The sequence below is a fragment of the Pseudochrobactrum asaccharolyticum genome (genome assembly GCF_003314995.1).
Lineage (GTDB): Bacteria > Pseudomonadota > Alphaproteobacteria > Rhizobiales > Rhizobiaceae > Pseudochrobactrum > Pseudochrobactrum asaccharolyticum.
In genome coordinates, this window is the sequence record NZ_QNRH01000001.1 from 639110 (window position 1) to 657482 (window position 18373).

The 18373-nt window shown below is 51.0% G+C and carries 17 protein-coding genes; 14 read left to right on the forward strand and 3 right to left on the reverse strand.

Annotated elements, in window-relative coordinates; translation table 11 throughout:
• Positions 1-373: 373 nt before the first annotated feature.
• A complete protein-coding gene (gene gyrA, locus DFR47_RS02990; protein ID WP_245416449.1) occupies positions 374-3103 on the forward strand; it encodes a DNA gyrase subunit A in 2730 nt (909 codons plus the stop codon).
• A gap of 202 nt (positions 3104-3305) precedes the next feature.
• Here the strand turns inward: gyrA and DFR47_RS21525 are convergent, their stop codons facing one another.
• A complete protein-coding gene (locus DFR47_RS21525; RefSeq protein ID WP_170137430.1) occupies positions 3306-3482 on the reverse strand; it encodes a hypothetical protein in 177 nt (58 codons plus the stop codon).
• A gap of 317 nt (positions 3483-3799) precedes the next feature.
• Positions 3800-4183, reverse strand: coding sequence for a hypothetical protein (locus tag DFR47_RS02995; protein ID WP_210207249.1), 384 nt, complete (start codon positions 4181-4183; stop codon positions 3800-3802).
• Positions 4184-4417: 234 nt separating this feature from the next.
• Here DFR47_RS02995 and coaD point away from each other — a divergent pair, with 234 nt between their 5' ends.
• From coaD to tgt, 5 genes are all read left to right on the forward strand, one after another.
• Positions 4418-4912 (forward strand): pantetheine-phosphate adenylyltransferase, encoded by a 495-nt coding sequence (coaD, locus tag DFR47_RS03000; protein ID WP_113942887.1) that lies wholly within the window; start codon positions 4418-4420, stop codon positions 4910-4912.
• Between the two features lie 24 nt (positions 4913-4936).
• The gene (locus DFR47_RS03005) at positions 4937-5536 is read left to right on the forward strand and encodes a peptidylprolyl isomerase (RefSeq protein ID WP_113942888.1); all 600 of its coding nucleotides are present in this window, start codon (positions 4937-4939) and stop codon (positions 5534-5536) included.
• 163 nt (positions 5537-5699) lie between these two features.
• Complete coding sequence (locus DFR47_RS03010; RefSeq protein WP_113942889.1) at positions 5700-6206, forward strand: peptidylprolyl isomerase; 507 nt, start codon at positions 5700-5702, stop codon at positions 6204-6206.
• A 134-nt stretch (positions 6207-6340) separates the two neighbouring features.
• Positions 6341-7414, forward strand: a complete 1074-nt coding sequence (gene queA, locus DFR47_RS03015; RefSeq protein ID WP_113942890.1) for a tRNA preQ1(34) S-adenosylmethionine ribosyltransferase-isomerase QueA — start codon at positions 6341-6343, stop codon at positions 7412-7414.
• An 11-nt stretch (positions 7415-7425) separates the two neighbouring features.
• Complete coding sequence (tgt, locus tag DFR47_RS03020) at positions 7426-8562, forward strand: tRNA guanosine(34) transglycosylase Tgt (protein WP_113943215.1); 1137 nt, start codon at positions 7426-7428, stop codon at positions 8560-8562.
• Between the two features lie 34 nt (positions 8563-8596).
• On the opposite strand, the gene DFR47_RS03025 is transcribed toward tgt, so the two are convergent.
• Positions 8597-9313, reverse strand: a complete 717-nt coding sequence (locus DFR47_RS03025; protein WP_113942891.1) for an HAD family hydrolase — start codon at positions 9311-9313, stop codon at positions 8597-8599.
• 272 nt (positions 9314-9585) lie between these two features.
• Here DFR47_RS03025 and rpiA point away from each other — a divergent pair, with 272 nt between their 5' ends.
• The 8 genes from rpiA (at position 9586) to gltX (ending at position 18362) form a co-directional block, all read left to right on the forward strand.
• Positions 9586-10281 carry a ribose-5-phosphate isomerase RpiA gene (gene rpiA / locus DFR47_RS03030; protein ID WP_113942892.1) on the forward strand — a complete coding sequence of 232 codons (696 nt, stop codon included), beginning with the start codon at positions 9586-9588 and terminating at the stop codon, positions 10279-10281.
• A 208-nt stretch (positions 10282-10489) separates the two neighbouring features.
• Positions 10490-11014, forward strand: coding sequence for a DUF2059 domain-containing protein (locus DFR47_RS03035; RefSeq protein WP_113942893.1), 525 nt, complete (start codon positions 10490-10492; stop codon positions 11012-11014).
• A 178-nt stretch (positions 11015-11192) separates the two neighbouring features.
• Complete coding sequence (gor, locus tag DFR47_RS03040; RefSeq protein ID WP_113942894.1) at positions 11193-12587, forward strand: glutathione-disulfide reductase; 1395 nt, start codon at positions 11193-11195, stop codon at positions 12585-12587.
• Between the two features lie 250 nt (positions 12588-12837).
• Positions 12838-14217 carry a class II 3-deoxy-7-phosphoheptulonate synthase gene (locus DFR47_RS03045; RefSeq protein ID WP_113942895.1) on the forward strand — a complete coding sequence of 460 codons (1380 nt, stop codon included), beginning with the start codon at positions 12838-12840 and terminating at the stop codon, positions 14215-14217.
• 82 nt (positions 14218-14299) lie between these two features.
• Complete coding sequence (locus tag DFR47_RS03050) at positions 14300-14665, forward strand: diacylglycerol kinase (RefSeq protein WP_113942896.1); 366 nt, start codon at positions 14300-14302, stop codon at positions 14663-14665.
• Positions 14666-14747: 82 nt separating this feature from the next.
• Positions 14748-15116 carry a pentapeptide repeat-containing protein gene (locus DFR47_RS03055; protein WP_113942897.1) on the forward strand — a complete coding sequence of 123 codons (369 nt, stop codon included), beginning with the start codon at positions 14748-14750 and terminating at the stop codon, positions 15114-15116.
• 165 nt (positions 15117-15281) lie between these two features.
• Entirely contained in the window at positions 15282-16964 is a 1683-nt protein-coding gene (locus DFR47_RS03060) for an NAD+ synthase (RefSeq protein WP_113943216.1), read from the forward strand.
• 24 nt (positions 16965-16988) lie between these two features.
• On the forward strand, positions 16989-18362 hold the full coding sequence (gene gltX, locus DFR47_RS03065; RefSeq protein ID WP_113942898.1) for a glutamate--tRNA ligase: 1374 nt from the start codon (positions 16989-16991) through the stop codon (positions 18360-18362).
• Positions 18363-18373: the final 11 nt, after the last annotated feature.

Genomic DNA, 18373 nt, shown 5'->3' on the forward strand with positions numbered 1-18373 from the left:
GGTGCTATTACCATGATTATGCATGGCTTTATGTTACCTGTGCAAGATGTGTTATTGCACAGTGTGCTCTGGTCTGCGAACGGTCTGAAATACCGATATGACGGCTTGTTTTTACTGTTCGTGCAAATAAGCACGGATTTGCCTTTTAAATCCGTGCTTATTTGCCTTTGTGATGGAAAAACTGCACATTTGATGTGTATGAAAGCCGCTGCGTGGCAGTCGAAATTTCGTGATTTTGATGTTATGGGATAGAGTATAATCAACCAAAACTAATCGATTCTTTACGAAAGATATTTGAATAGTGACAGACCTTACTCCGCCGCCCGGTTCAGACGAATTTAACGGTATTGAACCGATTTCTATTGTGGAGGAGATGCAGCGGTCCTACCTCGATTACGCGATGAGCGTTATCGTCAGCCGCGCGCTTCCTGATGTTCGTGACGGGTTGAAGCCGGTTCACCGGCGTATTCTCCATGCCATGAATGAAATGGGGCTTGCCTGGAACCGCTCCTACCGTAAATCTGCCGGTGTCGTCGGTGAAGTGATGGGTAAATACCATCCGCATGGTGACGCCTCGATTTATGACGCATTGGTGCGTATGGCGCAGGACTTTTCCATGCGCGAGCCGCTGGTTGACGGGCAGGGGAACTTCGGTTCTGTTGACGGCGACAGTGCTGCGGCGATGCGTTATACCGAGTGCCGTCTGGAAAAAGTTTCCTCGGTTCTGCTCGAAGATATCGACAAAGATACAGTTGATTTTCAGGACAACTATGATGGCCGCGAACAGGAGCCTAAAGTGCTTCCGGCGCGCTATCCGAACCTGCTGGTCAATGGTTCCGGCGGTATTGCCGTTGGTATGGCCACCAATATTCCGCCGCATAACTTAGGTGAAGTGATCAATGGCTGTATTGCCCTGATCGACAATCCTGAAATGTCGCTGGAAGAGATGATTGAGATCATTCCGGGGCCGGATTTCCCGACCGGTGGTCTGATTCTCGGCCGTGCAGGCATTTATTCTGCTTACAGCACCGGTCGCGGTTCTGTGCTGATGCGCGGTCGTGTGGCAATTGAACCAATGCGCAATGACCGTGAATCCATCGTGATCACGGAAATTCCGTATCAGGTCAATAAAGCGACCATGATTGAGAAAATGGCTGAACTGGTGCGCGACAAGCGTATCGAGGGCATTTCCGATCTGCGTGACGAGTCCGACCGTGAAGGTTACCGCGTTGTTGTTGAACTCAAGCGCGATGCCAATGCGGATGTGGTGCTGAATCAGCTGTATCGTTATACACCGCTGCAGACCTCTTTCGGCTGCAATATGGTGGCACTGAATGGCGGTAAGCCGCAGCTGCTGACACTGATGGAAGTGCTGAATGCATTCGTGCATTTCCGTGAGGAAGTTGTCAGCCGCCGCACCAAGTTCCTGCTCAATAAAGCCCGCGAACGCGCGCATGTTTTGGTTGGTCTGGCGATTGCTGTTGCCAATATCGACGAAATTATTGCGCTGATCCGCCGTGCGCCGGATCCGGCAACTGCGCGTGAGCAGCTGATGACACGCCGCTGGCCGGCTGCTGATATTGCACCGCTGATCCGTCTGATTGACGATCCGCGCCATGTGCTGAACGACGATAACACTTATAATCTGTCGGAAGAGCAGGCGCGTGCAATTCTGGAACTGCGTTTGCAGCGCCTGACAGCTCTTGGTCGTGACGAAATCGCTGATGAACTCAACAAGATCGGCGAAGAAATCAAAGATTATCTGGCAATTCTCGCATCGCGTGAGCGCATTCTGTCCATCGTTAAGGATGAAATGGCTGCGGTTCGTGATGAATTTGCTACGCCGCGCCGTACAGAACTGACACTCGGCGGCGCCGATATGGACGATGAAGACCTCATCGCCCGTGAAGATATGGTGGTTACCGTCAGCCACGCCGGTTACATCAAACGCGTACCGCTGAACACTTATCGTGCGCAGCGCCGTGGCGGTAAAGGCCGTTCAGGTATGGCGACAAAGGACGAGGATTTCGTTACCCGTCTGTTCGTAGCCAATACCCATACACCGGTGCTGTTCTTCTCCTCACGCGGTATTGTTTATAAAGAAAAAGTCTGGCGTCTGCCGGTCGGTACGCCGCAGTCTCGCGGTAAGGCATTGATTAATATGCTGCCTTTGCAGCAGGGTGAGCGTATCACCACGATCATGCCATTGCCTGAGGATGAGGCAAGCTGGGCAGAACTTGACGTGATGTTCGCGACAACACGCGGAACAGTGCGTCGTAACAAGTTGTCTGATTTCGTTCAGGTAAACCGCAATGGTAAGATTGCGATGAAGCTGGAAGAAGAAGGCGATGAAATCCTCTCGGTTGATACTTGTACGGTCAATGATGACGTGCTGCTCACCGCTGCCGGTGGCCAGTGTATCCGTTTCCGTGTGGATGATGTTCGTGTCTTTGCCGGTCGTAATTCGATTGGTGTGCGCGGTATCAATCTGGCCGATGGCGATAAAGTTATCTCCATGGCTATTCTTGAGCATGTGGAAGCAACACCGGCCGAGCGTACAGCCTATCTGAAGCGCGCAATTGCGGAACGCCGCAGCCTTGGCTCGGACGATGTGGAAGATATCGCAGTCGTCGGTGAAGACGTGACCGAAGATACGGAGCTGAATGACGAGCGCTATGAAGAGCTGAAAGCCCATGAGCAGACTGTTCTGACAGTCAGCGAATTCGGTTACGGCAAGCGTTCTTCTTCCTATGAATTCCGTATTTCTGGTCGTGGCGGTAAAGGTATCCGTGCAACTGATACATCGAAAGCCGATGAGATCGGTGCGCTGGTTGCGCTCTTCCCGGTTGAAGCAAGCGACCAGATTCTGCTGGTTTCGGATGGCGGTCAGCTGATCCGCGTTCCGGTTGGCGGTATTCGTATTGCCGGTCGTTCCACCAAGGGTGTGACAATCTTCAATACCGCTGACGGTGAAAAGGTTGTGTCGGTAGAACGTATTACTGAAACCGATGATGAAGAGGATGAAACCTCGGAAACAGCCGGTGATCAGACACCGGTTCAGGAAACTGCCCCGACGGGTGGTGATGAACCTGTCGTTGAATAAGCTTTAAAACAAAAACGCCTTGTCAATTTTGACAGGGCGTTTTTTATTACCATGACGACAAAGAAAAAAGGCGGTGTCTTCTCACACCGCCTTGAATAAAAGCCTGGACTGGAGGTTCCGGCTGCAACTTCCCTCTAATCTAGAGGGGTATTTTGAATGTATTTAGGCCTGAATTGGGCAAAACCAAGATATCTCACTTTGTTCAGGCATGTGTAATGCGTTTTGATCGTGTGCCCCGTGCAACACGTCGCACGGAACGCAGGTCGAAAGCAGATTTCTGGTTGTTAAAACGTCTTGAAGCGCTTTCTTCGATCATCAGGATAATGGCTGCAAACATCATCGCGACGATCATTGAGATTGCGAGAATAAATAGCATCATCATAGTATCCTTTCGCTTATATTACGCACAAGCGAGACAAAGGTTGCATAAAAACTTTCATTTTATGGTATGGGGTAGCGATGAACGCCTTATGATGTTTGTATTATAGGCGCTTATCTGTGAACTCTTACTGACCGCCGCATTCATGCTAGGTTCACTTTGCTAATCCGTAAACTTGTGCTTTTGATGTAAGACTACGGCTTAGGCATCGCGCTCAAAATATTGAGGCGGCAGAAAATGGAGGCGGGGTAGTAAATGACGCAGACGCGCATTTTCTCCAAACCTCAGAGATCATGGGGGAGACTTCCTATTGCGTTTCAAACAGGATTATATGCGTTGGATTTTGTGTCCCATTCTATCATATGATCCTCAACACGTACTGACCATTCACATCGGGGAAGAGCATGGCGTATTTCAGTCAAGCACTTAGACCAATGTTGCAGCCCTAATGGAATTGCATCATCCGTATTATCCGGAAGCTTTGTTGATCCGGAAAACACAATGCCTTTAGTGAAAAATGATCCGGCTTTTATATTGAACTCATAATCAAAAGACTCCCAGTTAAGTCCGGTGCCCTCAAGAAGATATTGCTCCAATAGCTCATCAACTGAATATTTGTTGATTATGTTTTTTATTATTTCAATCTCAGAGGGTGTTAATTGGGCTCTTTGTCTTGCAACGTAGTAAATTGAAACGCTCATTTTTCCTCAAGCAGTCTTATGTTTGGAAATGGCATTATTAAATTATATTCGGGAGTTGTCGCGTGCGACTTTAGCCGCAGCGATGCCATCACTTTGATGCGGAAATGAAAACAGTTGCGGTACAAGTTGTTTAACAGCTTTTCTTATGAATTAAGCCGTTTTTGCCGTTTGATTTAAACAGATGAACCACTTCCGTGATTGAAATCTCTGAAGAGAATGATTAACTCAGTAGCCATGAAAACAGCTCTCTATGCAGGATCGTTTGATCCGGTCACCAATGGTCATCTAGATGTTCTGCGCGGAGCCCTCGGGCTTGCCGATAAGGTGATTGTTGCCATCGGCGTTCATCCGGGGAAAACTCCGATGTTTAGCTTTGAGGAACGTGTCGCTTTGTTGCGCGAGGCCGGAGAGCAGGCTTTCGGTTCCGATTACAGTCGTATTGATTATACGAGTTTCAGTGGTCTGGTGGTTGATACGGCCAGAAGCCATAATGCAACGCTGATGATCCGCGGTTTGCGCGATGCCACAGATTTCGACTATGAAATGCAGATGGCCGGTATGAATGCAGGCATGGTGCCGGAAATTCAGACCGTGTTTTTGCCTGCTTCCCCGCATGTGCGTTTTATTACTGCCACACTGGTACGCCAGATTGCGGCAATGGGGGGCGATGTCAGCCGGTTTGTACCGCCTGTTATTGAAAACGCCCTTCGCACAAAGCTCAAAAAATAAGATCAGCCTTAAACAGGAAAAATCATGTCCTTTTTGCGTAAATTACTGGCCGTCACGGCTTTTCTCGCATTTTCAGCCACAGCCGCATTACAGCCAGCCAATGCGCAGGCTGCTGATCCGGAAAACACCGTGGTTCTGACCCTGAAAGACGGCGATGTAACGATTGCATTGCGCCCTGATCTGGCACCGAAACATGCCGAACAGATCAAAAAGCTTGTACGTGACGGCGCTTACAACGGTGTTGTTTTCCATCGTGTGATTGACGGCTTCATGGCGCAGACCGGTGACGTGGAATTCGGCAATGCAGATAAGGGCTATAATCCGGGTCGTGCAGGCACCGGCGGTTCGTCTTACGGCAATATTCCGGCAGAATTCTCCAAAGAGCCTTTTGTTCGCGGCACAGTCGGCATGGCGCGCAGCTCATCCCCGAATTCTGCAAATTCGCAGTTTTTCATCATGTTTGATGAAGGCTCGTTCTTAAATGGTGAATATACCGTTGTCGGTCAGGTCACCAGCGGCATGGAAGTCGTCGATAAAATCAAAAAAGGCAGCAAATCTGCCAATGGTGCAGTTGATAATCCTGACCGTATCGTTAAAGCCATTGTTCTGGCTGATCGTAAATAAAAATAAGATTGCTTTTTGTTAGACGAAAAGCATTCTGTTTGTGACTTACGCATTATCCATTGCACCTGAACGGGATGAGATGCCCGTTCCGGCTTTGCAGGAAATGCACAAATTCTAATAGGACTGCCGGTTGAGCAGTCTGACAATATACAGGAGAGGCCCTATGGCTTATAAAGATCCGGAAAATACACTGGTACTGGAAACCACCAAGGGTACTGTTGCAATCGAACTTTATCCTGATCTGGCACCAGGTCACGTTGCCCGCATTAAAGAGCTGGCACGCGAAGGCGCTTATGACGGCGTTGTATTCCACCGCGTCATCGATGGTTTCATGGCGCAGACCGGCGACGTGAAGTTCGGCAAGCAGGGCGGTTCCAGCTTCAATCCATCCCGCGCCGGTATGGGTGGTTCGGACAAGCCTGATCTGAAAGCTGAATTCAGCAACACCAAGCACGTACGCGGTACCTGCTCGATGGCACGCAGCCAGAACCCGAACTCGGCTAACTCCCAGTTCTACATCTGCTTCACTGACGCGCCTTGGCTGGATCGCCAGTACTCCGTATGGGGTCAGGTAATCGAAGGCATGGACAATGTTGACAAAATCAAGCGCGGTGAGCCGGTAACTGATCCGGATTCAATTACATCCGCTAAGATCGCTGCCGACATTTAATCTGTCAGCCTGCTGATTTGAGGGCGCGTTATGGTTCAAACCGTAACGCGCCCTTTATTTTTTGCCCGCTGTTCTATATGGCAGGGCAATGCGAATTTTAGAAAAATTTGAACTCCCTGAAATTGAGGCCAGTGATGCGCGTCGATCTGTTTGATTTTGACCTGCCGGAAGAGCGTATAGCGCTGCGTCCGGTGACCCCGCGCTATCATGCAAAATTGTTGCGCGTCATTCCGGATCAGCCTTTGCAGGATCTGCATGTTGGTGATTTGCCGGATCTGCTGCGCGAAGGCGATGCGCTGGTTTTCAATGATACCAAAGTTATTCCGGCACAACTGGAAGGCACACGCGAACGTGACGGCACTGTCGCAACAGTGAGTGCGACCTTGCATATGCGTACCGGTGCTGACCGCTGGAAAGCGTTTTTGCGTCCTGCAAAACGCGTGAAGCAAGGCGAACGCATCCGTTTCGGTCATTCCGGTTCCAGCTGCTTCTTAGGCACCTTGGATGCCCTGGTTGCAGAAAAACACGACAGTGGCGAAGTGCTGCTGGTGTTTGATGTTTCCGGCGCTGTGCTGGATGAAGCGATTGCGTCGGTCGGCCATATTCCGCTGCCGCCTTATATCGCGTCCAAACGGGCGGAGGATGCGCAGGACAGGCAGGATTATCAGACCGTCTATGCTCGCGAAGAAGGGGCTGTTGCAGCACCAACTGCTGGTCTGCATTTTACGCCGGAACTACTGGAGCGTATCCGCGCCAAAGGCGTGGAAGAGCATTTTGTGACCCTGCATGTGGGCGCAGGCACATTCCTGCCGGTTAAGGCAGATGATACTGCCGATCACAAAATGCACGCGGAAATCGGCTATGTCTCCGAGGAAACCGCAGCAGCACTCAATCGTGTGCATGAGCGTGGCGGACGGATTATCTCTGTCGGCACGACATCACTGCGCCTGATTGAAAGTGCAGCAGGCGAGGACGGTATTATTCGTCCGTGGTCAGGCGCGACCGATATCTTCATCACGCCCGGCTATAAATTTCGCGCGATTGATATGTTGATGACCAATTTCCATCTGCCGCGCTCGACATTGTTCATGCTGGTCTCGGCTTTCAGCGGTTTCGAGACAATGCAGGCGGCCTATGCCCATGCCATTAGCAATGAATACCGGTTTTATTCCTATGGCGATGCCAGCCTTCTGACGCTTCGCACTTAATGGACTCTGATATGACTAGTGAAAATTTTGAATTCAAAGTGCTGGCAACAGACGGCAAAGCACGTCGCGGTGAAATCACCATGCCGCGCGGCACTATCCGCACACCGGCCTTTATGCCGGTTGGCACCGCGGGCACCGTTAAAGCCATGTATATGGATCAGGTCAAAGACCTTGGCGCGGATATCATTCTCGGCAATACCTATCATCTGATGCTGCGTCCGGGTGCCGAGCGCGTGGCACGTCTTGGCGGTTTGCATGAATTTGGTGGCTGGCAGGGGCCGATCCTCACCGATTCCGGCGGCTTTCAGGTAATGTCGCTGGCGCAGTTGCGTAAGCTGACAGAGCAGGGCGTAACTTTCCGTTCGCATATTGACGGCCGCGCTTATGAAATGTCACCGGAGCGCTCGATTGAAATTCAGGGGCTGCTCGATAGCGATATCCAGATGCAGCTGGATGAGTGTACCGCACTGCCTGCATCCTTCAATGTCATGCAGAAAGCGATGGAACTGTCATTGCGCTGGGCAGAACGTTGTAAAGTGGCTTTCGGCGATCAGCCGGGCAAGGCGATGTTCGGTATCGTGCAGGGCGGCGATAATGTACAGCTGCGCGAACAATCCGCACAGGCGCTGAAGGATATGGATCTCAAAGGCTATGCCGTTGGTGGTCTGGCTGTTGGTGAGCCGCAGCAGGTGATGCTGGATATGCTGGATGTGACCTGTCCGATCCTGCCGCATGAAAAGCCACGTTATCTGATGGGCGTTGGTACGCCGGATGATATGCTGAAGTCGGTTGCGCGCGGCATTGATATGTTCGACTGCGTGATGCCGACCCGTGCAGGCCGTCACGGTCTGGCCTTTACCCGTCGCGGTAAGGTAAACCTGCGTAATGCGCGTCATGCGGAAGATCATCGACCATTAGATGAAATGTCAGCCTGTCCGGCATCGAGCCAGTATAGCCGTGCCTATCTGCATCATCTGGTGAAATCCAATGAAGCACTGGGCGGTATGCTGCTGACATGGAACAACTTGCATTATTATCAGTATCTGATGCAGGGTATCCGCGACGCGATTGAAGCAGGTCGCTTCAATGACTTCTTTGAAGAGACGACAGCGGAATGGGCCAAAGGCGATATTGCGCCTCTGGGATAATTAAAAGAAAAGCGGGAGAAATCCCGCTTTTTTATTATTCTGCTGCTTGTTTTGCCGCTTCCAGCAAATCGCTGGCCATATCCAGTGTCAGCTCGTCATAATGCGAGATGATGCAGCTTGGTTCAAAATGCGAGACATGCAGATCGGTATAGCCAAAATCCACGGCAATCACCGGAATGCCTGCTGCTTTAGCGGCATCAATATCGGCACGACTGTCACCGACCATAATCGCCTGATGCGGATTACCTTGCGCCTGTGCAATCGTATCTGTCAGATGGCGCGGATCAGGTTTGCGGTAAGGGAAGGTGTCTTGTCCGCAGATAGCGAGGAAACGATGTGCTTCGCCCATGCCTTCGAGTAATGTTTTGGCGCTGATTTCAAATTTATTGGTGCAGACGGCAAGACCATATCCCGCATCGCTTAAACGGTCGAGGCAGGCCAGCACGCCGGGATAGAAAACTGAGCTGCCTGGCATATTGCCGTTATAATGCTCCATGAACAGAGCAAACAATTTCTGCATATCAGCATCTGTCAGCTGACGGTTCTGAGCCTGATAAGCGCGCTCAATCATTACTTTAGCGCCGGAGCCGACAAATTTGCGCAAGGCAACAGGATCAGCCGGTGTCAGACCACCTGCAATCAGGCAATGGTTTAGGCTGTCGAGCAAATCCGGAGCGGTATCGACCAATGTCCCGTCGAGATCAAACACAATAACGGGACGCGCTGCGGTGCTGGCGGAGGAATGAGACATATCTGCCCTTTGACTTGTCACTATTTCAGAGAGCGGTCACCAAAACGCGCCGCAATCATTACAAAATCTATCTGAAATGTCGTTTATTGATAGTCTTTTTCAGTAAATAGATGAAATGAGAACAATAATATATTTGCCGCGCGTGATGCCCGTGCTACAGCAGTGCGGAAATAAGCAGCATTAATGATGTTTTGCGCCTTGTTTGCACAACTTGTTAAGGCTTACAGCGTTTTGCAGTCAAACCTGCAGATGAAAATACGGGAAGCAGATTTATGAGTTCGGTCGATCCGCGTCAGTTGAAAATTGCCGCAGCTGCTGAGGCTTTAACCCATGTGAAAAGTGGTATGAAGCTTGGCATCGGTACCGGCTCGACAGCGGAAGAATTCGTGCGTTTGCTGGCTGTTAAAGTAGCTGAAGGCTTTGAAATCATCGGTGTGCCGACATCTGAGCGCACTGCTGCTTTGTGTAGTGAGCTGGGCGTGCCGCTGACAACACTGGAAGAAACCCCGCATCTTGATCTCACTATTGACGGTGCAGATGAAGTTGACGGTGATCTGTCGCTGATCAAAGGCGGCGGCGGTGCTTTATTGCGCGAGAAAATTGTCGCTGCTGCATCCGATGCTATGATCGTTATTGCTGACGAATCAAAAATCGTTGATACACTCGGACGATTCCCGCTGCCGGTTGAAGTGAACCGTTTTGGCCTTGCCGCAACGAAAATTGCGATTGAAAAGGCCATTACGGATCTTGGTCTGGAAGCGCCGCTGAGCCTGCGCATGAAAGACGGCGAAATTTTTGTGACGGATGGCGGGCATTATATTCTTGATGCATCTTTTGGCCGTATTCCGGATACAAAAGCATTATCAGACGCACTCTTCGCCATTCCCGGCGTGGTTGAGCATGGTTTGTTTATCGGGCTTGCGCGTGTTGCGGTTATCGCGGGCACCTCAGGTATCCGGACACTGTAGCGCATTCCGAAAAGTGTGAGCGGTTTTCGGATAAAATGCGCGTAAAGACAAAAAAGCAGAGTGGTTTCGACGGTTCAATATGAACTGAAACTGCTTTCTTAATTCTGTAATTCATATCTGTCCGGCAACGGTCAGAAATAAAAAAATCGCATACCGTTGTTCCTGATGAACCGGAAATGCACTCAATAAAAAACGGAGTATTGACCATATGACCAAGGCAATTGGCTATCGCCGTCTTATTGCGCCACTGGCGGCGCTTACAGTGTTGGCTGGTGTCAATCTCGCGCAGGCTCAGGAGGCTTCACAGTCTCATCTGGCAGCTGCGCGTGCTGCAATCGCGGCAATCGGCGCTACCGAACAGTTCGACGGCATTCTGCCACGCGCTGCACAGGCACTGAAGGCTGAACTGATTCAGAAAGACCCGAATCTGGAAGCAATCATCACCAAAACCGTTGATGATAAGGCAATCGCACTGGCTGCCCGTCGTTCCGATCTGGAAACTGAAGCTGCCCGCGTTTACGCAACATCTTTCTCTGAAGATGAACTGAAATCCATCAGCGCATTCTATACTTCTGAAGCCGGTAAGAAGCTGATCTCGGAAGGTCCGATCGTAACCCGTGAAGTGCTGAAGGCTGCAGAAGTCTGGCAGAACGGTGTTGCCCGTGATCTGGCGATGCAGGTTGGCGAAGTTCTGTCGAAAGCTGCCGGCAGCGCAGCTCCTGCTGCCGAATAAAAGCAAGTAGCGCAGCTCATGGCTAGCGCCGTGTCAGTCTTATAAATTTATTCAACAAGCCCGGCCTCTGAGCCGGGCTTGTTGTTTTAGATAGATTTCTGGCTTTCAGTGCCACCTCTTGTTAAACCATGTGCCAAGCAACATATTCTGAGACAGATCAAAAACTTCGGAGAATAAAATGACCAGTTATGACTATGACCTGTTTGTGATCGGCGGCGGTTCCGGCGGTGTGCGGGCAGGGCGTCTTGCCGGAGCAATGGGAAAGAAAGTCGGACTGGCTGAAGAATATCGCATGGGCGGCACCTGCGTGATCCGTGGCTGTGTGCCGAAAAAGCTTTATGTTTATGCATCGCAGTTTCCGGAGCATTTCAGTGATGCTGCCGGTTATGGCTGGACAGTCGGTGAAACCAGCTTCGACTGGTCAAAACTGGTTGCTAATAAAGTCACCGAAATTGCCCGACTTGAAGGCTTCTATGTCGAAGGTTTGGATAATTCGAAGGTTGATATTCTGCGTCATCGCGCTGTGCTCAAAGATGCGCATACGATTGAACTGGTTGGTGCAGGTAAGACTGTCACCGCTGAAACGATTCTGATCGCCACCGGTGGGCATCCGTTTATGGATGATGCCATGCCGGGTCACGAGCTTTGTGTGAATTCCGATCAGATTTTTGATCTGCCGGAACTGCCGAAATCCATCGTCATTCAGGGCGGCGGTTACATTGCGGTAGAATTCGCCGGTATTTTCAATGGTCTGGGTGTTGAAACCACGCTGGTCTATCGCGGCAAGCAAATTTTGAAAAACTTTGATAGCGATGCATTCCGCCTCGTTACAGATTCTATGATCGAAAAGGGCATCCGCATTGTTACGGAAGCCAAAGTGGATGCAGTTGCGGAAGCTGAAGACGATTTTCGTTTGAATGTCACCCTGAGCAACGGCGAAGTTCTGGCTGCTGATCAGGTGTTGCAGGCAATCGGCCGAGTGCCGAACACCAAAGGTCTCGGCCTTGAAAATGCCGGTGTGAAGCAGGCCGCCGACGGATCGATCATCGTGGATGAATATTCTCATACCAATATTGAGAATATCTGGGCGGTGGGCGATGTGACCAATCGTGTTCAGCTGACACCGGTCGCTATTCATGAGGCTATGTGCTTCCTTGAAACCGCATTTAAGGGCAATCCGGTTCGGCCTGATCATGAATTGATTCCAACTGCGGTTTTCTCACAGCCGGAAATCGGTACTGTAGGGATGTCGGAAGAAGAAGCCGCCAAACAATATGCGAATGTTGAAATCTATCGCGCATTGTTCCGCCCGATGCGTAACACACTGGCCGGTCGTTTCGACAAGATGCTGACCAAGCTGGTGGTGGATGGTGACAGCCGTAAAGTGCTGGGCGCCCATGTGGTCGGCCCAGATGCCGGTGAAATGGCACAGTTGCTCGGTGTAGCCTTGAAAGCTGCGGCAACAAAGGATGATTTCGACCGTACCATGGCGCTGCATCCTTCTGCTGCGGAAGAGTTTGTAACCATGTATACGCCGAGCTATCGTTTGGTGAATGGTGTGCGCGAAGGCTAAGTTATTCGCTCTGAAAATAAGACAGAGTGGCAGACCGGCGGTGCAAATCGTCGGTTTTTCATTGGAAAATTACAATAAGCTCTCTGAATCTTGGCAAAAATGACACGCGAGCCGGCACGCGTGCATTTGCGTCTGGTTTATTGTCTTGGGGTGGATTATATACGCAGGGTTGTTATCGCAATGGTGCGGTACAGCAGGGGATATTGAAAAAAACTTTAACTAAAAGTTTGAAAATAACACAGGTGCTATAATGACGAAGAACTGGACACCGCAATCCTGGAGAGGCATGCCGATTAAGCAAGTGCCTTCTTATCCGGACGCGCAGGCTTTGGCCGATGTCGAGGCTCGTCTGCGTACATATCCGCCTTTGGTTTTTGCAGGGGAAGCGCGCAAGCTTACCAGGCAACTGGCCGAAGTGGCTGAAGGTCGCGCCTTCCTTTTACAGGGTGGCGATTGTGCAGAAAGCTTTGCGGAACATGGCGCGGACAATATCCGCGACTTTTTCCGCGTATTTCTGCAGATGGCTGTCGTACTGACTTTTGGCGGATCACAGCCTGTGGTTAAAATTGGCCGTATCGCCGGACAGTTTGCCAAACCGCGCTCCAGCGATATTGAAACAATCAATGGTGTGGAATTGCCGTCTTACCGCGGCGATGTCATCAACGGCATTGAGTTCAATGAAGCCTCGCGCATCCCTGATCCGAACCGTCAGGAAATGGTTTACCGCCAGTCTGCGGCAACACTCAACCTGCTGCGTGCTTTCGCACAGGGTGGCTATGCCAATCTGGAAAACGTGCATAAGTGGACGCTCGGCTTTGTCTCTGACAGCCCGCAAAATGAGCGTTACATTGCGCTGGCTAACCGTATTTCTGAAACCATCAATTTCATGCGCTCTATCGGCATTACCGCAGACAGCAACCATGCGCTGCGTGAAACCGATTTCTACACCAGCCATGAAGCATTGCTGCTTGGCTATGAAGAAGCGCTGACCCGTGTGGATTCGACCTCGGGCGACTGGTATGGCACTTCCGGCCACATGATGTGGATCGGTGACCGTACCCGTCAGCTTGACCATGCGCATATTGAATATTGCCGTGGTATCAAGAACCCGATTGGTATGAAATGCGGCCCGTCACTGGAAGCTGATGATCTGCTGCGCCTCATCGACCGTTTGAATCCGGAAAATGAAGCCGGTCGTCTGACCCTGATCGCCCGTTTTGGCTATGACAAGGTAGAAGATCATCTGCCGCGTCTGATCCGTGCGGTTGAGAAGGAAGGCCGTAAGGTTGTCTGGTCCTGTGATCCGATGCATGGCAACACCATCACTGCTGCGGGCTACAAGACCCGTCCGTTTGATCGTGTTCTGAAAGAAGTACAGAGCTTCTTTGCAGTGCATCAGGCCGAAGGCACTCATGCCGGTGGTATTCATATCGAAATGACCGGTAAAAATGTGACTGAATGCACCGGTGGTGCACGTGCTATTTCTGCGGAAGAATTGTCCGATCGTTACCACACCCATTGCGACCCGCGCCTCAATGCGGATCAGGCTCTGGAGCTGGCTTTCCTCGTGGCAGAGCTTCTCAAAAAAGAACGTGATTCACAGCCTCAAAAAGTTGCGGCAAGTGCATAATTTTTAATGCATAAAATGAATTTCGGGCGGGGCTTGGTTCCCGCCCGTATTGTATTTTTTGACTGGTTTATTGCGGGGAATAATGGAACGTATTTTCAAAGCATTTATCAACTCCATGCGGGCGCTGAACCATCTGGCACGCTTTGAAAAGCCGGTGCAGCAGGAACTGGTTTTGCTGCTGGTGTCCTTGCCGGTGGCGTGGTTTGTGGCGACAGACATGGCTTCTTATCTGCTGCTGGTTGGCGCAGTGGTGTTTTTGCTGCTGGTGGAAATCATCAACACGTCCGTGGAAGCAACCTGCAACGCAATTAGTCGTGATTTCAAAAAAGACATTCAAATTGCTAAAGATTGCGGATCGCTTGCCGTGCTGATCGCTTCGATCATGTGTGCTGCGGTCTGGATCTATCATCTTTGGCCTTATGTGCCGACGCTGGTTTTTCCTGCCTGAATAAAGATAAATATGAGCATGTCAGCGTTTTAACAGCGGCATGACTTGACGGGAAAAACAATGGCTTCGGGAGGAGCGCGCAATGAGTGAGCATGTATTCGACGGGGCACAGATGCAGAGTGTTCGTTATGAAAATGCGGATATGGCCAATGCGGAGTTTCATGGAGTAAACCTTGCAAATGCTCAGTTCTATGCCGTTTTGACCAAGGCTAAATTCACCGATACGAATTTAAGTGATGCAGTTTTTGACGATGTTAATCTCTCCGGCGCACGTTTGAACAATGTCAACTTGTCCGGAACCTCCATATCGGATGCTAATCTGTCCAACCTCGTTATAACTGACGCCACACTGGCAAATGTAGAAATCCGTAATGCTGATCTGACAGGTATGCGGATAAACGGCGTTCTGGTGAGCGATCTGTTCAAAGCCTATGAGCAGGTAACAGGTTAAAATTTCTACAGTATAAAATATCAGAGCGACCTTTGTGCGCCCAAGAGGGCGCACGGCGCTCTTGTGTGTTCTATCCTTAGTATCATTGAATAACTGCATTTCTATTCAACGGTCTGTGCCCGTTTCTCATTGCAAGAAAATGGCAGTCGCGGTAATGCTGGTGACATGAGCACATTGACCACATCTCCCGATAAATTACGTATTGCAATCGCCCAGCTGAATCCGGTTATGGGCGATCTGCAAGGTAACCTCGCTAAGGCGCGCGAAGCCCGCAAAACGGCTGCTGCTGCGCAAGCTGACCTGATCCTGTTTACGGAACTGTTTATCTGTGGCTATCCGCCGGAAGATCTGGTTTCCAAACCGGCTTTTGTGAAGGCCTGTGAAAAGACCGTGCAGGCTCTGGCGCTGGAAACCGCTGATGGCGGGCCCGGTATTATTATCGGTTCACCGTTGCAGCGTGAAAGCGGCCTGCATAATGCGGTGATGGTGCTGGATGGCGGCAAGGTGATTGCCGAGCGCTATAAAGTTGATCTGCCAAATTACGGTGAGTTTGACGAGCAGCGCAATTTTCAGGCTGGCGCTATGCCGGGGCCTGTCAATTTCCGCGGTGTGCGCTTGGGCATTCCGGTTTGTGAGGATATCTGGGGCGAGCTTGGCGTTTGCGAAACATTGGCTGAGAGCGGTGCAGAAATTCTGCTGGTACCAAATGGTTCCCCTTATCACCGCTCCAAGATGGAAGTACGCCATCAGGTAGCTGTGCGTCAGGTTGTTGAGACCGGTTTGCCGCTGGTCTATGCCAACCAGACCGGCGGACAGGACGAATTGCTGTTCGATGGCGGTTCTTTTGTCATCAATGCCAATCATCATCTTGCGGTGCAATTGCCGCAATTTGAAGAGCTGGTGTCCATGACCGAATGGACGCGCGGTGAGGATGGCTGGTCTTGTGCCGACGGTGACCGTAACTGGCTGCCGGAAGGTGAGGAGGCCGATTATCTCGCTTGTATGCATGGCCTGCGCGATTATGTGAATAAAAACGGCTTCAAAAGTGTAGTGCTTGGCTTGTCCGGTGGTTTGGACTCAGCGATTTGTGCCGCTCTGGCAGTTGACGCGCTTGGTAAAGACCGTGTGCATACGGTGATGCTGCCTTATCGCTATACCTCCGATATCTCGCTGAAAGATGCGAAAGATTGCGCCGAAGCACTGGGCTGCCGCTATGACATCGTGCCGATTGCAGAGCCTGTTGAGGGCTTCCTCAATGTGCTTGAGCCGATGTTTGAGGGAACCGAGAGCGGCGTCACGGAAGAAAATCTGCAAAGCCGTGCCCGCGGCGTTATTCTGATGGCAATTTCCAACAAGTTCGGCTCGATGGTTGTAACCACCGGCAATAAATCGGAAATGGCTGTCGGTTATGCCACGCTCTATGGCGATATGAATGGCGGCTTCAACCCGATCAAAGATCTCTACAAGATGCAGGTCTATGCGCTGGCTGACTGGCGCAACCATCATCTGCCGGAAGGTGGTATGGGGCCTGAAGGTGAGGTTGTACCGCAAAACATCATCGACAAAGCACCAAGTGCAGAATTGCGTGACAATCAGACTGATCAAGATTCACTGCCGCCATATCCGGTGCTGGATGCTGTTCTTGAGGCGCTGGTCGAGCATGAACGCAGTGTCGATGAGATCGTAGCCGAAGGCTATGACCGCTCTGTAGTTGAGCGTGTGGAGCATCTTCTCTACATCGCTGAATATAAGCGCCGGCAATCGGCTCCGGGTGTGAAAATTACCACCAAGAATTTTGGCCGCGACCGCCGTTATCCGATTACCAACCGCTTCCGCGACCGGCACTAAAAGAAAACTCAGAAGAAGAAAATTATGACTGTAATCGTTCGTTTTGCTCCATCTCCGACCGGCTATATCCATATCGGTAATGCTCGTCCGGCGCTTTATAACTGGTTGTTTGCGCTGAAGAATAAGGGGCAATTCATCCTGCGTTATGACGATACGGATGTGGAGCGCTCTCGATCAGAATATGCGGAAGCGATTGCTCGTGATATCGACTGGCTGGGCATCAAGCCATCCCGTGTAGAATATCAGTCCAAGCGTTTTGCGGTCTATGATGCTGCGGTTGAAAAGCTTAAAGCAGCGGGTCTGCTCTATGCCTGCTATGAAACAGCAGAAGAGCTGGAACTACGCCGCAAACTGCGACTGGCACGCAAACTACCACCGGTCTATGCCCGTGATGCATTGAAGCTGACAGACGAGCAGAAAGCTGTTTATGAAGCTGAAGGTCGTAAGCCGCATTGGCGTTTCCTGCTGCCGAATTTCAAGAATTCACCATTTGAAACCGAACGTACCGAAGTGCATTGGGATGATCTGGTACGCGGCCCGCAGACGGTTGATCTGGCTTCTATGTCTGATCCGGTGCTGGTGCGCGAAGACGGCACCTATCTCTATACGTTGCCATCGGTGGTGGATGATATTGATATGGGCATCACCCATATTATACGCGGTGACGACCACGTGACCAATACCGGTGCACAGATTGCAATTTTCCGTGCGCTGAGCGATGTGGTGCCAACATTCGGCCACCACAACCTGCTGACGACAACAAGCGGTGAGGGCCTATCAAAGCGTTCCGGTGCCTTGTCCGTAGGTAGCCTGCGTGAAGCCGGTGTGGAGCCGATGGCTGTGGCCTCTCTGGCGGTGCTAACCGGTACATCAGACAATGTTGAACCTGTCGCGACAATGGAAGAACTGGCGGCACGCTATGAGCCGTCTCATGCGTCGAAATCCAATGCGAAGTTTGATCCGGCTGATCTGACCGGTCTCAACCGCGCTTTGATCCATCATCTGGAATTCGCCGATGTGGCGTCACGTCTGGCAGAGATTGGAATTTCCGGCGATAAGGCTGAAGCCTTCTGGGCGGCTGTCCGTGGTAATATTGATCATGTTAAAGATGCTACGCAGTGGTGGGAAGTCGTCAACCGCACTGAGCCTTACAGCGATGCCGTAGCAGCGGAAGACAAGGATTTCATCACACAGGCGTTTGATCTTTTGCCTGAAGCGCCTTGGGGCAATGATATCTGGAAAGTCTGGACAGAAGCCGTGAAGGCTGCAACCGGCCGCAAAGGCAAAACACTGTTCATGCCTTTGCGTTTGGCACTGACCGGCGTTGGTTCCGGCCCCGAGCTTGCTGATCTGCTGCCGCTTATTGGGCGGGAACATACGCTGGCCCGACGCGCCTGATTGAAGTGCGT

Coding starts and splice junctions, on each gene's coding strand:
- DFR47_RS03045 (WP_113942895.1), top strand. CDS start 12,838: ATGACGAAGAACTGGACACCGCAATCCTGGAGAGGCATGCCGATTAAG.
- DFR47_RS03035 (WP_113942893.1), top strand. CDS start 10,490: ATGACCAAGGCAATTGGCTATCGCCGTCTTATTGCGCCACTGGCGGCG.
- DFR47_RS03055 (WP_113942897.1), top strand. CDS start 14,748: ATGAGTGAGCATGTATTCGACGGGGCACAGATGCAGAGTGTTCGTTAT.
- tgt (WP_113943215.1), top strand. CDS start 7,426: ATGACTAGTGAAAATTTTGAATTCAAAGTGCTGGCAACAGACGGCAAA.
- gltX (WP_113942898.1), top strand. CDS start 16,989: ATGACTGTAATCGTTCGTTTTGCTCCATCTCCGACCGGCTATATCCAT.
- DFR47_RS03010 (WP_113942889.1), top strand. CDS start 5,700: ATGGCTTATAAAGATCCGGAAAATACACTGGTACTGGAAACCACCAAG.
- DFR47_RS21525 (WP_170137430.1), bottom strand. CDS start 3,482: ATGATGCTATTTATTCTCGCAATCTCAATGATCGTCGCGATGATGTTT.
- gyrA (WP_245416449.1), top strand. CDS start 374: ATGCAGCGGTCCTACCTCGATTACGCGATGAGCGTTATCGTCAGCCGC.
- DFR47_RS02995 (WP_210207249.1), bottom strand. CDS start 4,183: ATGAGCGTTTCAATTTACTACGTTGCAAGACAAAGAGCCCAATTAACA.
- coaD (WP_113942887.1), top strand. CDS start 4,418: ATGAAAACAGCTCTCTATGCAGGATCGTTTGATCCGGTCACCAATGGT.
- rpiA (WP_113942892.1), top strand. CDS start 9,586: ATGAGTTCGGTCGATCCGCGTCAGTTGAAAATTGCCGCAGCTGCTGAG.
- DFR47_RS03005 (WP_113942888.1), top strand. CDS start 4,937: ATGTCCTTTTTGCGTAAATTACTGGCCGTCACGGCTTTTCTCGCATTT.
- DFR47_RS03025 (WP_113942891.1), bottom strand. CDS start 9,313: ATGTCTCATTCCTCCGCCAGCACCGCAGCGCGTCCCGTTATTGTGTTT.
- gor (WP_113942894.1), top strand. CDS start 11,193: ATGACCAGTTATGACTATGACCTGTTTGTGATCGGCGGCGGTTCCGGC.
- DFR47_RS03060 (WP_113943216.1), top strand. CDS start 15,282: ATGAGCACATTGACCACATCTCCCGATAAATTACGTATTGCAATCGCC.
- DFR47_RS03050 (WP_113942896.1), top strand. CDS start 14,300: ATGGAACGTATTTTCAAAGCATTTATCAACTCCATGCGGGCGCTGAAC.
- queA (WP_113942890.1), top strand. CDS start 6,341: ATGCGCGTCGATCTGTTTGATTTTGACCTGCCGGAAGAGCGTATAGCG.